We start from the raw sequence: 15699 nt of genomic DNA, 5'->3' as shown, positions 1-15699 counted from the left end.
CTCTTTCGGCTCAAACCCGGTTGAGCAGGCGGGCGCGGATTGTGTTTGGCAAGGCCCGGATTTCTTCCAAGATCTTGACCGGATCCTGAACCGGGCTGTCGACATCAAGAACCACATAACCAATGTCCAGATGCGACTGCATGTACTGGGCATGGATGTTGAGGTCGTGCCGGGTGAAGAGATCGTTCAATGTGCGCATCGCGCCAGGTGCATTGTGGTGCACCTGAATGAAGCGGGTCGCATCCGTGCCCTTTGGCAGCTGAACCTGGGGAAAGGACACTGCGCCGATCGTAGAGCCAACGTCTGAGTATTCCACCAGACGCTTGGAGACTTCCTCACCAATGCGAGCCTGAGCCTCTTCGGTAGAGCCGCCGACATGCGGGGTCAAGATCACGTTGTCGAGACCGCGCAGCGGCGAGATGAACTCGTCCTTGTTGGACTTCGGCTCAACCGGGAAGACATCCACCGCAGCACCGGCCAGATGTCCGGATTTCAGGGCTGCTGCGAGCGCGTCAATGTCAACGACCTTGCCGCGGGCATTGTTGATCAGGAACGCGCCTTTTTTCATCTTGGCGATCTGATCTGCGCCGAACATGTCCCGGGTGCCCGGCGTGTCGGGCACGTGCAGGGAGACGACGTCGGATTCTGCAAGGAGTGCATCCATGCTCTCGGCTGGCATGACGTTGCCGTGCTGCAGCTTGTCGATGGTATCGTAATAGATCACCCGCAGGCCCATGGCTTCTGCGAGATTGGACAGCTGCGTGCCGATGTTGCCGTAGCCGATGATGCCGAGCGTCTTGCCGCGTACTTCGTGAGAACCGGCAGCCGTCTTCATCCAGCGGCCTTCGTGAGCGCCGCTCGATTTGGGAAAGACGCCGCGCATCAACATGACGATTTCGGCAATGGTCAGTTCAGCAACGGACCGCGTGTTGGAAAACGGTGCGTTGAAGACGGGAATGCCGCGGGTCAGGGTGCCGCCGAGGTCGACCTGGTTGGTGCCGACAGAAAAACAGCCGACGGCGACCAGCGACTTTGCCGCTTCCAGAACCTCTTCCGTTACTTGTGTCCGGGAGCGGATGCCGAGCATCTGCACGTCCTGCATTTTTTCGATCAGGGCGTCCTTTTCCAGCGCGCCGGACAGGACTTCCACATTCGTGTAACCGTTTTTCTCCAGAATCGCGTGCGCGGTCGGCGAAATACCTTCCAGCAGCAGCCAGCGGATCTGGTTCTTCGGCCGGGACAGACCGTGGATCATGGGCCTAGAGCCTCTATTCTTGACAGGTGTATCAGCTGCGGCAGGTGCGCCGCAAAAACGCCGGTGTCGTATACGCGCAGATCCGTGTCGCGTCTAGGTCGCGATGGCACAAATGGGTCCTTAAGCGCTCTTCGAGCTGTGCGCTTTGAAGATGAATCAGTCTCTCACTTTTATCGGCACCTTCCGTAGAAGAGGCCTTTGCCATTGCCGTTCGTTTGGATGTTATTATTTTTTGCACCTGCGGCATGGTTATATTTTACAATAGTAAGTATATTCTTCTGGAAAGAACTGGATTTTTGTTTACTTCCATTCATTCTTGACTAACGGGTGTTTCATAATACAAAAGAGATGCTTCCGAAGGCGAGTGCTGGATTGGAATTACTCAAAAAATCGTTTCTTGATCTGACAGCCGATGCTGTTGCTGTCTGCCAATCAGGGCCGGACGGCAAGGTCTTGCAAGTCGCCTACACCAATCATGCATTTGATGTGTTGTTCGGAGGCCAGAGAGATCGGACTTTCGAGAATACATTTCCGTTTGCAGGCGTTCATAGGCAGCTTCTCCAGTGCCCATCCGGAAGAATCCGCGAAACTGCAGAGCTGTCCAAGGAGGACGGCTCGACGTTTTTTGTGAGCGCGTCTGGTTTTACGTATCAAGATGAAGCCACAGGCGAGCTTTACAGCTGTGTGACTTACATAGACATCTCTGGCGCATTGGTTGCGGCCAAAGCGACGGAGCGCAGCCCGGAGATTGATAGTGCGGATGAAGATCTGGCGGCGCTTAAAGATGCACATCAGCGGATCTTGAGCGCGCTCAATGCTTATCCGGATCCGATCGTTATCTACGATTCTGATTTGAAGCTTGTCTACCGCAACAACGGCTATGCAGCCTCCGTAACCGATGCACCGGACGAGCTGATTGAGGGAATGCATCTCAAAGAGGTGCTGCGCCTTGCAATCCAGCATGGACGATATCCCGTTGCAGTTGGCCGGGAAGACGAATGGATCAATGAAATCCTGTCTCCAGATACGCTGGAGATGCCGGCGCAGGACGTGGAGCTGGACGGGGATGTTCATCATCGCCTTTTGCGATCACGCGCGCCCAATGGCGACTACGTCGTTATCCGATTGAACTCGACAGAACTTGTTCGTGAAAAAAGGGCTGCCGAAGAGGCGCAAGCCCGGTTGATTGCCGCATTGAATGCTTATCCGGCACCGTTTGTTATCTACGATGCGGATGATTGCCTTGTGGTTTGCAACGATGCGTATCGGGCGTCGATGTCGAATGACCCTGAGGATCTGAAAGCCGGAATGCATCGCACCGAAGTTGCCCGGGTCGCCGTTAGAGCAGGGAAAATTGCCAACGCAATTGGCAGAGAAAAGGAATGGATGTCTGATGCGCATCAGACTCAGGACGTAAACAAACCGGTTCAGGACTTGGAGTTGCCGGGTGATGTGCATCATCGCTTGTTGCGGTCACGGGTTGAAAACGGCGATTTGGTCATCTTGCGGATCGATACGACCGAGCTGGTCCGTCAGCGCCGGGCGCTCGAGAGGAATTCTGAAGAACTGAAGAAGGCCAATGCCGAAATTACCCACATGGCGCTTCACGATGATCTGACCGGTCTGGGCAATCGCAGATACCTGGCGAAAAAGCTGGAGGAATTCATAGAGCGGCGTCAGGTTGTTGGCGGAGAAATCGCGGCGCTTCATATCGATCTGGACCGGTTCAAACAGATCAACGATACGATGGGCCATCGGGCTGGTGACGATGTGCTGGTCGAGGCGGCGAACCGTATCCGGCTTGTTTTGGAACCCGGCGAGGCTGTTGCCCGGATCGGCGGAGACGAGTTTGTCGTTTTGGCTCCATTGTCAAATAACTTGGACCGGCCGGGCGATCTCGCCAAAACGCTTTTGAAGGATTTGTCGCGACCCGTACGCACCCATGACAAGGAGTGCCGCGTGGGCGCCTCGATAGGGATCGCCGAGACACCGCTTTCTGAAGTTGAAAATCTCCTCACCAACTCTGATGTGGCGCTTTACAAGGCGAAACATCGTGGCCGTGGGCGTATTGAGATTTATGACCGTTCGGATCTGGAAGACGTCCGCCAGGCGAAAGCGCTTGCGGATGATATTCTGCGTGCGATCGAGGAGAAGGAGTTCGAGCCTTACTACCAGCCGCAAGTGGAAGCAAAATCCGGCCGGATCGTCGGAATTGAAGTTCTGGCCCGGTGGCGTCACCCTGAGAAGGGAATTCTTGCGCCGGGTGATTTCCTGCCCATTGCCACAGACCTCAGTGTTGCAGGTGAAATCGATCAGCAGATGTTTGAAAAGGCGATTGATCAATGCCGCAATTTGCCCGCCGCCGCATCAGGCTCCATCGGGTTGTCGTTTAATGTCAGTGAAGACAGGGTCAATCTGACTGATCTTGAGGATCTTCAACGACAAATTCAGGCCTATCCAGGGCAGATAAGTTTTGAGCTGCTTGAGACGATCTTTTTAGAAGAACAGGATGATACGTTCTTGCAGCGGCTGGATGAGCTTCGCGGCATGGGGATTTCCATAGAAGTCGATGATTTTGGCAGTGGCCGGGCATCGGTGGTCGCACTGCAGCGGATCAACCCGGACCGGCTCAAGATTGATCGCCGTTTGGCGCCCCTGGTGACAGCCGGCAGTGGTGGATTGCGTTTGCTACGCTCGATCATCGAGATTGCGCAGGCACTGGAACTTGGCGTCACAGCGGAAGGGGTCGAGACCAAGGAAGAGGCAGACCTTCTTTCCAAGCTCGGCTGCGATCGTCTTCAGGGTTACTATTTTGCCAAACCAATGCCGTTTTCCGACTTGGTCGCTCTCCTTGAGACGCAGCAAGACGATTCGGATGTCGTGACAGGTCTTCCGGTCGCGAGATAGTTTCTGAGAAACTTGGCGTTTTGAACCAGCCGGACTGACTTGGATCAGACGCAGCCAAATAAAAAAAGCCCCGGTTCAGTCACCGGGGCCAATATTTTTTCCGAAGAACTTCTTTTAGAGGCCCTCTGATCCCCGCTGAACCGCAGCGACACCGGTGCGGGAGACCTCGACCAGTCCGAGCGGTTTCATGATGGAGATGAACTGCTCGATCTTGGATGTCCGGCCGGTAATTTCAAAGACGAAATGCTCGGTCGTTGCATCGATGACGGTTGCCTTGAATGCATCTGCCAAACGCAGAGCTTCCAAGCGCTTGTCGCCGTCGCCGACAACCTTGATCAATGCCAGTTCGCGCTCCAGCGGTTTGTCCTGGTTGAGCCGGCGGGCTCGTACCGTCAGGTCGGTGACACGGTGCACAGGCACAAGGCGGTCAAGCTGATGGCGGATCTGCTCGATGATCATCGGTGTACCGGTCGTCACGATCGTGATCCGGGACAAATGCTTTTCGTGCTCTGTTTCCGACACGGTCAGGCTGTCGATGTTGTAACCGCGCCCGGAAAACAGGCCAATCACCCGGGCAAGCACGCCCGGCTCATTGTCAACGATCAGCGATAGGGTATGGGTTTCGATTTCATTGCTGACTTCGGCCAGGAAATAGGCGGAAGGTGCATTGACGTTTTGTGCGTTCATCTTCTCAAAAATCCTTGTGACCTGGCCTTAAACGAGGGATTTGCCTTCAGCGGAAATCGCGTTGGCAACGGCCTCGTCATTGGCCTCGTCCGGAAGCAGCATTTCGTTGTGAGCCTTGCCCGACGGGATCATCGGGAAGCAGTTGGCGAGTGCCGCAACCCGGCAGTCAAACAGGACCGGTCTGTCGACTGCGATCATCTCCTCGATGGCACCGTCCAGATCACCCGGTTTTTCCACCCGGAAACCAACCCCGCCATAGGCCTCGGCCAGCTTGACGAAATCCGGCAGGCTTTCCGTATAAGAATGAGACAGGCGATTGCCGTGCAGGAGCTGCTGCCACTGGCGGACCATGCCCATGTACTGGTTGTTCAAAATGAACACCTTAACCGGCAACCGGTATTGTACGGCCGTCGACATTTCCTGGATATTCATCAGGATCGATGCATCGCCTGCGATATCGACACACAAGGCGTCGCGGTGTGCGACTTGCGCGCCGATCGCAGCTGGCAAGCCATAGCCCATAGTTCCGAGGCCGCCCGACGTCAGCCAGCGGTTCGGCTCTTCAAAGCCATAGAACTGCGCCGCCCACATCTGGTGCTGACCGACTTCCGTTGAGACGAAGGTCTTACGGTGCTTGGTCAGCTCATACAGCCGCTGAATGGCGTATTGCGGCATGATGACATCGCTGTTTGGCTTGTAGGCAAGAGAATTGCGTGCACGCCAGGTATCGATCTGCGACCACCAGTCTTTCATCGCTGCCGCATCTGCCTTCATGGATGAAGACCGCCATATCCGGACCAGATCCTCCAGAACATGGCCGACGTCGCCAATGATCGGCAGGTCGACATTGATCGTCTTGTTGATGGAGGATGGATCGATGTCGATATGGATTTTCTTGGAGCCCGGCGAGAACGCGTCGGTCCGACCAGTGATCCGGTCGTCAAAGCGCGCACCGATGTTGATCATCAGATCGCAATCATGCATCGCCATGTTGGCTTCGTAGGTTCCATGCATGCCGAGCATGCCCAGCCAGTTGTCACCGGAAGCCGGATAGGCGCCGAGACCCATCAGGGTTGAGGTGATCGGGAAGCCGGTCAGGGACACAAGCTCGCGCAAAAGCTGTGTGGCTTGCGGGCCGGAGTTGATGACACCGCCGCCCGTGTAAAGGATTGGCCGCTTGGCCGCTGCCATCATTTCGGCTGCCATCCGGATCGACGCTGCGTCGCCCTTGACCTGCGGCCGGTAACTCTTGTGGGCTGCAGCCGGGTTCGGGGTCGGCCCCTGATAGGTGCCGGTTGCGAACTGGACGTCCTTCGGAATGTCGACAACAACCGGGCCCGGACGACCGGAGGTCGCGACATAAAAGGCCTCATGCAGGATGCGTGGCAGGTCGTCGACATTGCGGACCAGCCAGTTGTGCTTGGTGCAGGGGCGGGTGATGCCGACCGTATCGCATTCCTGGAAAGCGTCGTTGCCGATCAAGTGGGTCGGAACCTGGCCGGAGATGCAGACCAGCGGAATGCTGTCCAGCATGGCGTCCGTAAGGGCGGTGACCATGTTGGTTGCGCCGGGCCCGGATGTGACCAGGGCAACGCCGGGTTTGCCGGTAGAGCGCGCATAACCTTCCGCAGCATGGCCAGCCCCTTGTTCATGGCGCACCAGAATGTGCTCAAGGCCGTCCTGCTGAATGATCTCGTCATAGATGGGAAGCACAGCACCACCCGGGTAGCCGAAGATTGTGTCAACTCCCTGGTCCTTCAGCGCCTGGATAACCATTTCAGCGCCGGTCATTTCCCGTGTCATTCGTCTCACGTCCTTGCATGTTCGCCTGATGGGTCAGGCTATTGGCTCTCAAGTTTGGTTTTGGCCCTGTTGCTGCGGCATCAAAGTCCGGAAGAAGAAGCGTTTCAGGCGGCGGATACAAAAAAAGGCCCCTGAGGGAGCCTTGGTCGCGCGCCAATATGCCGGTCGGGGTTATCCCGCCAGGGCGCGCTTTTCCACCACTACTAGAATGAGCGACATCATCATGTCGTTCCGGTCCTTTGATGCTGCAGGTCTTTGATAACAAGACCGTTTGGAAGAAAGTGCGGCGTTCCCACGCGTTGAACCGCATTCAGCCAACGCACAAACCGGCTCTTCCGGCCCGATTTGATGCGCCGCACCCTAGTGAGACCGGGGGGAGGGGTCAAGCCAAAAATTCATTTGTTGCGCATAAGATCGGCAATGTTTTTGAAAATTTCCAACATCCAGTGGTCAGGCCAGCGCGCAGTTGGGGTATCGCGTGGCTGAACCGAAGCTGTGGAAACGGCTGAGCGGCGTGACAAAAAAGTATCACAGAGCCATTGCAGCCGGATGGTGGCGACTATATATCCCCGCAATCGGCGAAGGCCCTTGGGCATCGCCACAGCGTTGGGTGTGTAGCTCAGTTGGTAGAGCAGCTGACTCTTAATCAGCGGGTCTGGGGTTCGAGCCCCCACTCACCCACCAATTTTCTTCTATAATGGCTGAAACAGATTGCGCTGGTTCAACCTGTTGTCGCGTCAAGTGGCGGTGAGTTCAGCTGTTTTTTGCTTCAACGCATCCCAGTCTGTGAATTCGCGCGTGTCTTGAAGATCTTCATCAACATGAGCCGCCAGATCCCCTTCCAGCAAGGCCGATTTTTGAAACCAGTCGTAAATCCCTGGTTTGATCGCGCCGGCGGTCAGGAGCGTATGCGTCGGCTGCCATTCTGTAGCCTCCAGGAAGGCGTCGACATATCCTTGGGCTTCGCTCTGGGTGTCTGGAAATGCTGCCGCAAGGCTCACGGACACAAGTAGACTTGGCAGTTTGTTTAACCGTTCCCGGTTTGCGTAAACGAAGAGCTGAAGATCTGGTTGGTGCTTTCCAGAGTGTACAGACCCTGCAACGATAACGTGATCATAGTCTGTGATTGCGAGCCCGTCAGAAACATCGCTGACATTGTGAAACCGAACCTGGTGACCGGCATTGGTCAGTAATCCGGCCATGAATTTGGCGATTTTGTTTGTTTGCCCCTCGGTGCTTGCATAGACAATCAGAAAGTTCATAGTTGCCCCCATCGCTTTCACTCGATGATGTGACGCTAGCACAGCGGGGTTCTGCCGTTCGTCCGCATTTTCACGTGCTTTTTTGATGTCCGGTTGCGGCAAATCGCCTTACTTAAATGCGACAGCTCTTGCCTGCTGGATCAGGATTGTTGCGGTGGCAGAAATCAGCCGGTGTTAGCTAAAAATGCGGGTTGAGGCTTGTATGGGTGTGTTTGAGTGAATAGCTGCCAGACAAAGGAGCCACTCATGCATAAGTTTTCCCTGCTCGATCTGTCGCCCATCCCGGAGGGTAAAACGGCAGCTGATGCGCTCCGCAATTCGGTTGAGCTCGCCCAGATGGCGGAGGCCAACGGGTATCACAGGTTCTGGCTGGCCGAGCACCACAACATGCCTGGGATCGCCAGTGCGGCGACCGCTGTTGTGATTGGGCATGTGGCGGGGGCGACCAGCACCATCCGGGTTGGTGTCGGTGGGATTATGCTGCCCAATCATGCGCCGCTGGTCGTTGCAGAACAGTTCGGCACGCTGGCAAGCCTTTATCCGGGCCGGATAGATCTGGGCTTGGGAAGGGCGCCTGGAACCGATATGGCAACGGCGCGCGCTTTGCGGCGGCATATGGCGCTGGACGACACCTTTCCCCAAGACGTTCAGGAGCTGATGGCCTATTTCGCAGATGAGGCTGAAAGTGGACGTGTCCGAGCCATTCCAGGCGCGGGCACACATGTTCCGGTCTGGATCCTCGGCTCTAGCCTTTATGGGGCTCAGCTGGCAGCGCACTATGGTTTGCCTTATGCGTTCGCCTCACACTTCGCGCCAGACATGCTCGAAGACGCGCTTTCGATCTACCGGGCCCAGTTCCAGCCGTCGCGATATCTGGATCAGCCTTATACGGTGATGGCTGCTGGTGTGTGTGCGGCGGCAAGTGATGAAGAGGCGCAGTATCTGCGGTCCTCGCAATATCTTGCATTTGCGCGCCTAAGGACCGGGCGGCCAGGCAAACTCCCGTATCCGGTCGAGGATTTGTCTTCAGAAATTCCGGCGCCGGTTCTTGCGCAGGTGAAACATGCGCTGTCTTGTTCTGCCACGGGGTCACCGGAGATGGTCCATGTTCAGATTCAGCAGCTGTTGGATCGCTACAAGCCAGATGAGTTGATGGTCACCGGCATGCTCCATGATCACAAGGCGCGTCTCCGGTCCTTTGAAATTGCGGGCGCCGTCTTGCGGGATTTACAGGTGAAACCGCAGGCCGCTTAAGGAGAAGGTTCTAAAGGGCGGACGGTTTTGCGCCCCGCAGTAGCTAGTTTCCTAGCTTCGGAGCTGAACTTTTCACGCGGTCTGAAGTTTCATGAATCTGAAGGACCCGGATCAGGCTGAAAACCCTTTCAAATCCGGATGAGGACTTGAATTTCAGCACAAGGCGCTGCTGGGTGATGTTCGGGACCTTAGGTCCGAGGAGCGGTCCTGTTCTTTGAATGTCAAAGGACGGCTCTCCCGCAATTGCCATATGATAGGCATCCGTTGCAGCCGCCACGTATTTTTCCGGCAATACATCCACCACCGGACGGTTGTTTGCGATCGCGGTTGGAAACATTCTGCGGAACGTGCTGTCGCGCCCGGCAAAGGTCAATTCAGGGACTTTGCCTGCATCAGCTTCGGGCAAGGTGAGAATAAACTTTGAGGAAAGTTTCGTCAGGCGGTCATCGTTTTGAATGACGCCTTTGTTCTCGTGCCAGAGATTGAAAAGAAATTTTTCCTCATCGCCGGCCAGACCACTTTCGACGGCTTCGATTGGCATTGGCTTGATGAAATAAGGTTCATTGCCACACAACAGCAATTGATCTCTTGGAGGCAAAAGCCTGTTTTGCTCAGCCGCTACGGCAATAATATCATCATGGGCTGCTTTTGCCAGAAAGGCCTGTTGTTCTTCCGACAGGTGGCTTGTTCGGTTGTGTGAGAAAAGCAACTGGCAATAAAAGTCCAAAAGATAAAGGCAATCACATTTGGCCGCGATGTGGAACAATTGCAAAAACGAAGGTTTATTCGGGGGTGGCCGGTCTGGATACATTGCCTGTGTCTCTCATTCGTAATCCGCGTTTCTGCTGATTACGCTGCTGTCCCTACAATGTCCTGCTTCATCGCCTCAATCGCCGATATCTATTTAAGGTTGTGTATTTGGTTGTGCTGCGGTGTTCGTATGTTAAACTGCATAATGAAACGCACATAGCTTAATACAATAAAAACATGGTGTTGGTGGCGATATTATGTTTTGAAGCAAGCCTTTTCCGAAAAAATCTCAAAAAACAGATCACAAGAAAAAATTCCTAGCGTCCTTGGGTTGTGTGAACAAAACGGGTTCAAAGTGCGAAACGGAGACGCCGTATGACAGGCCAGAACGCACAGGTGCTGAGGTGGAATGGTCCAGCGCAAAGCCTTTGGATGAGCTGGATAGACGATGGGCAGGTGCTGCGCCGCAGAGCTCTTCGCCTGACCCACGGAGATCGGGAGGCGGCTGAGGATTTGTTGTCGGCAACTTTGATTAAGGCGGTCAGCCACGTTGAGCGGCACCATACGGCTATTCGTGAACCGCGGGCTTTCCTGCTGTTCGCCATGAAGAACGAATATATCAGCCGCTTGCGTAAAGAGACGTCCGAACGCCAGGTTCGTGACTTCGGCGCTGACATCTATCAGGATCACAAAGCTGACCTTGCAGACAGGCAGCCGGACCAAGAGAACACTTTGCGGCATCAGGATGCTTTGCGGACGGTTTTGACGGCAGTCGATGCACTGACACCGGAGTTCAAGCGCATATTTCGCCTGAGGTTTTGCGAAGAGTGTACCTACAAGGAGATTGCCGTGACCATGGCCATTTCGGAACCGCTTGCCCGTAAGCGTGTCCAGCATCTGCGTCAGCATTTGCGCGAGGCCGTCGGAGAAGACACTGCGCCCGGCAAACAAACCCGCCCGGTGTCACAGGCGGTGCAATGAAGCGTCCACTCTCCTGACGGCTCGTACCGGATACACAGGCCGATTGGATCGCGATCAACACGGAACTGGATGAAGAGATGGCTGACATTGTCAATGCACAAATCACGGATGCGGTGACACAAACCAACGTCAAAGTTGTCGCCGAGGCCCCGGCCCAGGCGATCGCCAGCCTTTATCAGGTGGCAAGCCACGCTTCCGGTTTGTCTATCCAGAATGCGGTCCACAGTCAGCAGGCGATGAACCAGATCACCACCGCGGTGGTTTCCAAGGCGTGCCAGCTGATCATGGATATCGGCGAATCCGGCTAACGGGCGTAAGGGGCGTCAATCAGGGAGTAATCAGTGATGTTTGGCGCGCTCAAGTCTTTGATGGGCAAAGGCAAGCCGGCTTCGAAACCGGCAAATCCGGCAACAGAGGCCAATGCCGCCGTTCCGGGATTATCACGCGATGCGAACGGTCACCTGAAACCTGCGGCGCAGAAGGACACAAAGGCCATGACAGCTTCTAAGAATGGCAACGGCGATAAGCCTGATAACGGCGCGCCAAGCGGAGCCGGTCTCGGAAAAGGCGGTGACACAGGGGGGCATAACACTCCGCAACCTGCTCAAACTGCGCCCACCACCACTGCGCTCAATCAGCAAGCCGTTCAAGCTGCCGAGTTTTCCAACTATGAAAACGCCGAGTATGCACCGACCATGGTGTCGACACCGCCGGAGTTGATGGTTGGCCAGACAACCGGCCTCGCGGTTCAAGATGCTGCAAACTACATGAATGCGATCATGCAGATTGCGGTGGCGGCACAGGCGGTTGCGATCAAGAAAGCTGCTGAGAATCCGCCGCTTGCCGGCGAGGAAATCCCGCTTTTGACCGACATCCAGCAAATGGTGACGCAGGCAGTGGGTGTTTATGGAAGCGTAAGCACGACAGCAGGAACCTCGGCCAAAACGGTGATCTCTGATTTCAAAACGGGGTCATAATATTGCGGGCTGAACCAACAGGAGGCAGCCAATGTTTGCATATCATCAAGTGCGCCCGGGGGCGTCAATTTTGGCCGTCCCGAAGGAAACTACTCTCTGGCCTTTGACCCAGCCCCGATCCCTTGCGGGTGACAACGACGAAAACCGCGGCCGGGATGAAACAGGTCGCGACAAAAGCGTTCCGGGAGACGATAGCCAGCGAGGGAAGCTTCCAAAGGTTCAGAAGGAAAAAACGATTTCAGAAGCGTTTGAAGACCTGAGCGCGGAAGAAAAGGAGACGGTCAACCGCCTGTTGGACCGCATGACCGGGAGAAAGAAATGACCGCACATCTCATAACCGCTTATCACGAGATTGATGACCTTCTTCTCGAGTGCCTTGTGAACTGGGCCGAAGTTGCCGAACAGGTTCGCGGCAGCTTTACGGAACCGGAAGTCCATATCGAGTTTGCACAACGGTCCACCTACTTGGTTGAGGCCCGCGCATCCGTAGAAGCAGCTCTGCGGGCCCTGGAAGGTATCAACGATCCGATTGCATCTGAGGCAGTTGCCAGCATTCATGCAAGCGAGACGGCAAATGGAAGATCGCAGAATCATGGCCTGTGCGGCTGTGTAGATCCAGGGTTCCCGGGCGACGCCGATCACCGTCTTACAGCGGATGTGTCTAGTTCGCGGCCGGACCGTCCGCAGCGCCCTCAAGAGCATTGCCGAGGTCAAATCCGTGACTGGAACCGGGATATCCTTGCATGCAGGTACGTGAGGAAGGCGGAAGCCGATAGCGCCGATTGGACGGAACCAAAGTTGGGACCATTGAGGGCACGGCGGATTGCGTCCATCCGCGAGCAGATGGTTTCCAGATTGCAGGACCGTGAGCCCCCACTACCCGAATGGGAACAACAAACGTCAGAGCCGAGCGATGAGATAAAGGAGCCGGAAAATGGTCCGCAAACCAAGTCCAGCCGCCCCCGCAGGCGCGGGTGATCCAAAGGCCTCCACCCAAGGCGCAAAAGGCGCGCCGGCGACTGCGGCAGCCGATACACTAACGCAAGAAACAGCGCCTTCCAGCGGAGCTGACGGACAAGATAGCAGCTCCCAACATGCGCCATTAAAGGCACCTTCCGGTGAGCCTGGTAGCGCCCGTCAACAAAACGACGCTCCCGGATCAGCTACAGGCACTGGCACTGGCTCTGGCCGAAGAAGCAGCGGAGGCTCAGACCTCCTCAAGGAAATTCTTGAGAGTTTCCTGAAGACCTCGACTTTGCAGTCCGACTACCAATCCCTCTACAGGTCATTGCCGACAGTTGTCGGGATCGCAGCCGAAATTTTAAAGAAAAAGGAAGCCGGGGATGCTGCGCTGGATGAAGGGATGCAAGCGGTAGAACGCGTCCTGACCGATGCGCGGGACAAGGCAGAGCAACTTTCCAAAACCATGTCCGCACAACAGGCTGCCCTTGAAAAACTTCTCAATGACAAGGCCTCCCTCACTGAGCTTTTGAAAGCCAGTCAGCAAAAAAAGGGGGAGGCGTTCCAGGGAGTGCCGCACTTCGGGCCAGGCGCTGCAGCACTGGCTGATCCAAAGGTTGCTTATCAGCTCAACACATTGATGGGGAATATCAACTCAATGGTAGCCAGAGAGGTTGAGCGCCAAATCGCGGGGCTCCGGTCTCAAGCGAATGCGGGCCAGCAACAAAACAGACCAAAATCATAATCTGGATTGCCTGAGGATTGTATGAGCCCGCCCGCCATCGTCGGCGGGCTTTTCGTTGAGCGGGATTTTTTTGGGTCCGAATTGCTGTTTTTCTATTTTTATCAATCAGATAAGTCAGGTTTGCTTTCACACACAAGATTTGCGGGCGTCTAACCAAGTGCCGATAGCCGAACGTGAACCGGCTCAGCTCAAGGAGTAGCAAATATGGCAGATCCCGTAACAGTGAACCCGATGGTCACGGATGCCGTGACCCAATCCAACGTCAAGGTGGTTGGTGAATCCCCAGCCATGGCCATCAGCACTTTGTACCAGTCAATGGCACACTCAACCGGCATTTTGTTCGAAAATGCGGTGGCCGCACAACAGCAGCAAAACATTTTGGCGCAAGCTGCAGTGAACCAAGGCGTCATGCAGATCTACAGCATGGATACCATGGCTGGTGCAGGTGCAACCGAGAAGGTTGGCCAGACCGGAGTTGCCGACAACCTCACCGGTCTCATGACGGTCCTTCAGGCGTTCAGCGGCGGCCGGTAAGCCAAAATCCGCTTTATAAGCCATTGGCTCTGTTCCAGTTTCTGGAACGGAGCCATTACGCATGCGTGGAGCAATAAAGAATTAACAACTATAGGTTGATACTTCCTGCGACCTCATCCCGGTAACCCTGATGAATATTGGGCGCATCCAAAAGAGTGAATCCATCGGGATAAGGCGTTGAGGGCAGGTGAAGCCCCTCCAGACCGGATGATCCGGCTAGTGAAGGAAGATATCATGCCAAGCAAATCTCAAGCGCAGCCGGAGCAATCGGCTGATGTGCCTTTAAATACCCTTGAAGCTGACATGGAGACCCTGGCCAAGATCGGCGAGGCGGCAAGTCTCAATGATCTCGTTCTTGGACTGTCTCCCGCTGTTGCAGTGGCCAGTCTATATGTTTCCAACGCAAACTCGCTTAGCATCTTGTATGAAAATGCGGTGGCGACGCAGCAACAGCAGACCCAACTGGCCCAAAGCGCATTGAAAGCCGGCATCGCGCAGCTGCACAAGGTCACCGAAAGCAGCAGCGCTGCTGCCGCGGTAGCCGAAAACCCGGATCAAGATCTCCTAGACCTTTTGAAGGCCCTAAAAACCGCGGTTCAATAACCGCCAGCGGTCGCCTTGACGGTTGTTTCTGAGGGGTCCGAGAAACTGCGGACTTTTCAGGCAGGGGGCTGTCGCTGTATAGAGGGCGCCAAACGGGCCTGGCCCGATGGCGCCTTTCAAACAAAAAGACAAAGCCCCATGAACGACTTTCTTGTCGCAGCCCTCTATTATTTTACGCCGCTCGATGATTTCGAGGAGATGCGGGATCCGCTCAAAACGTTCTGCGTCTCTCAAGATGTGCGCGGCAGCATTCTACTCGCGTCCGAAGGCATCAACGGCACCATTTGCGGTCCTGAAGCGGGTGTACGTGCTGTCCTTGAATACTTGCGGTCCGATCCGCGTCTCGCAGAGCTCACGCACAAAGAGTCCTGGACACACCGCCATGTTTTCAAACGTATGAAAGTGCGTTTGAAGCAGGAAATCGTCCGGCTTGCGGTCGACAACATAGATCCGAACGAAGTCGTGGGCGAGTACGTCAAACCTGAAGACTGGAATGCGCTGATTTCAGAGCCGGGTGTGGTCGTTATCGATACGCGGAACGATTACGAGTATGCATTCGGAACGTTCGAAGGTGCGGTCAATCCGGAAACTCAGTCTTTCCGCGAATTTCCGGAGTGGGTGCACGATCAGGAAAACCTGAAAACCAAGCCAAAGGTTGCCATGTTCTGCACCGGTGGGATCCGCTGCGAGAAAGCAACGGCTTGGATGCTCAAGAACGGTTTTGAGGACGTCTACCACCTGGAAGGTGGCATTTTGAACTATCTGGAGAAAGTGCCGGAAGACAAAAGTCTTTGGAAGGGCGAGTGCTTCGTGTTCGATGACCGTGTTTCGGTCGATCATAAACTGGAGCCACGGTGGGGTGAATGGGTGCCGGAAGAAGCACGGCATATCATCAATGAAGACACCGATTATGAGAAAGGGCCGGCGCAACAGGACCTTTCAAAGACAGGCTGAAGAAAAGTTAACAGCTGTTAACTTTTT

At 55.2% G+C, this 15699-nt stretch carries 16 protein-coding genes and 1 tRNA gene; 12 read left to right on the top strand and 5 right to left on the bottom strand.

Translation table 11 applies throughout. The annotated features are described in order from the left end of the window. Positions 1-10: 10 nt before the first annotated feature. Entirely contained in the window at positions 11-1255 is a 1245-nt protein-coding gene (serA, locus tag ACVDG4_RS12715) for a phosphoglycerate dehydrogenase (protein ID WP_409692852.1), read from the bottom strand. A 372-nt stretch (positions 1256-1627) separates the two neighbouring features. On the opposite strand from serA, the gene ACVDG4_RS12710 reads away from it, so the two are divergent. Beyond that, entirely contained in the window at positions 1628-4162 is a 2535-nt protein-coding gene (locus tag ACVDG4_RS12710) for a sensor domain-containing protein (RefSeq protein ID WP_447235333.1), read from the top strand. A 114-nt stretch (positions 4163-4276) separates the two neighbouring features. Here ACVDG4_RS12710 and ilvN read toward each other — a convergent pair whose 3' ends face one another. Then, on the bottom strand, positions 4277-4849 hold the full coding sequence (gene ilvN, locus ACVDG4_RS12705; protein ID WP_008189543.1) for an acetolactate synthase small subunit: 573 nt from the start codon (positions 4847-4849) through the stop codon (positions 4277-4279). Positions 4850-4876: 27 nt separating this feature from the next. Next, positions 4877-6652: an acetolactate synthase 3 large subunit gene (locus ACVDG4_RS12700; protein ID WP_209174177.1), complete on the bottom strand. Its 1776-nt coding sequence runs from the start codon at positions 6650-6652 to the stop codon at positions 4877-4879. Between the two features lie 608 nt (positions 6653-7260). Between ACVDG4_RS12700 and ACVDG4_RS12695 the strand changes: the two genes are divergently transcribed. Then, positions 7261-7336: transfer RNA gene (locus ACVDG4_RS12695), tRNA-Lys, on the top strand. Positions 7337-7389: 53 nt separating this feature from the next. On the opposite strand, the gene ACVDG4_RS12690 is transcribed toward ACVDG4_RS12695, so the two are convergent. Then, positions 7390-7914, bottom strand: a complete 525-nt coding sequence (locus tag ACVDG4_RS12690; RefSeq protein WP_209178667.1) for a flavodoxin domain-containing protein — start codon at positions 7912-7914, stop codon at positions 7390-7392. 246 nt (positions 7915-8160) lie between these two features. Here ACVDG4_RS12690 and ACVDG4_RS12685 point away from each other — a divergent pair, with 246 nt between their 5' ends. Continuing rightward, positions 8161-9168 (top strand): LLM class flavin-dependent oxidoreductase, encoded by a 1008-nt coding sequence (locus ACVDG4_RS12685; protein WP_447235332.1) that lies wholly within the window; start codon positions 8161-8163, stop codon positions 9166-9168. 43 nt (positions 9169-9211) lie between these two features. On the opposite strand, the gene ACVDG4_RS12680 is transcribed toward ACVDG4_RS12685, so the two are convergent. Then, positions 9212-9877 carry a hypothetical protein gene (locus ACVDG4_RS12680; RefSeq protein ID WP_447235331.1) on the bottom strand — a complete coding sequence of 222 codons (666 nt, stop codon included), beginning with the start codon at positions 9875-9877 and terminating at the stop codon, positions 9212-9214. Between the two features lie 416 nt (positions 9878-10293). Here ACVDG4_RS12680 and ACVDG4_RS12675 point away from each other — a divergent pair, with 416 nt between their 5' ends. The 9 genes from ACVDG4_RS12675 to trhO all read left to right on the top strand — a co-directional run bounded on the left by ACVDG4_RS12675 (position 10294) and on the right by trhO (position 15672). Beyond that, positions 10294-10899, top strand: coding sequence for an RNA polymerase sigma factor (locus ACVDG4_RS12675; protein WP_447235330.1), 606 nt, complete (start codon positions 10294-10296; stop codon positions 10897-10899). A gap of 77 nt (positions 10900-10976) precedes the next feature. Next, the gene (locus ACVDG4_RS12670) at positions 10977-11207 is read left to right on the top strand and encodes a RebB family R body protein (RefSeq protein WP_133946388.1); all 231 of its coding nucleotides are present in this window, start codon (positions 10977-10979) and stop codon (positions 11205-11207) included. A 36-nt stretch (positions 11208-11243) separates the two neighbouring features. Continuing rightward, positions 11244-11876, top strand: a complete 633-nt coding sequence (locus tag ACVDG4_RS12665) for a hypothetical protein (RefSeq protein ID WP_447235329.1) — start codon at positions 11244-11246, stop codon at positions 11874-11876. Between the two features lie 31 nt (positions 11877-11907). Beyond that, on the top strand, positions 11908-12198 hold the full coding sequence (locus ACVDG4_RS12660) for a hypothetical protein (protein ID WP_447235328.1): 291 nt from the start codon (positions 11908-11910) through the stop codon (positions 12196-12198). Beyond that, positions 12195-12854 carry a hypothetical protein gene (locus ACVDG4_RS12655; RefSeq protein ID WP_447235327.1) on the top strand — a complete coding sequence of 220 codons (660 nt, stop codon included), beginning with the start codon at positions 12195-12197 and terminating at the stop codon, positions 12852-12854. The genes ACVDG4_RS12660 and ACVDG4_RS12655 overlap by 4 nt, the downstream gene beginning before the upstream one ends. Next, a complete protein-coding gene (locus tag ACVDG4_RS12650) occupies positions 12811-13581 on the top strand; it encodes a hypothetical protein (protein WP_447235326.1) in 771 nt (256 codons plus the stop codon). The genes ACVDG4_RS12655 and ACVDG4_RS12650 overlap by 44 nt, the downstream gene beginning before the upstream one ends. A gap of 204 nt (positions 13582-13785) precedes the next feature. Then, the gene (locus ACVDG4_RS12645) at positions 13786-14115 is read left to right on the top strand and encodes a RebB family R body protein (RefSeq protein ID WP_133946398.1); all 330 of its coding nucleotides are present in this window, start codon (positions 13786-13788) and stop codon (positions 14113-14115) included. Positions 14116-14349: 234 nt separating this feature from the next. After that, entirely contained in the window at positions 14350-14718 is a 369-nt protein-coding gene (locus ACVDG4_RS12640; protein ID WP_447235325.1) for a RebB family R body protein, read from the top strand. Positions 14719-14856: 138 nt separating this feature from the next. Continuing rightward, entirely contained in the window at positions 14857-15672 is an 816-nt protein-coding gene (trhO, locus tag ACVDG4_RS12635; RefSeq protein WP_209174160.1) for an oxygen-dependent tRNA uridine(34) hydroxylase TrhO, read from the top strand. Positions 15673-15699: the final 27 nt, after the last annotated feature.

Source organism: Roseibium sp. MB-4, from assembly GCF_053005265.1.
Note: the sequence above shows the minus strand (reverse complement) of the source record. Positions and strands in the feature narration are given on the sequence as shown.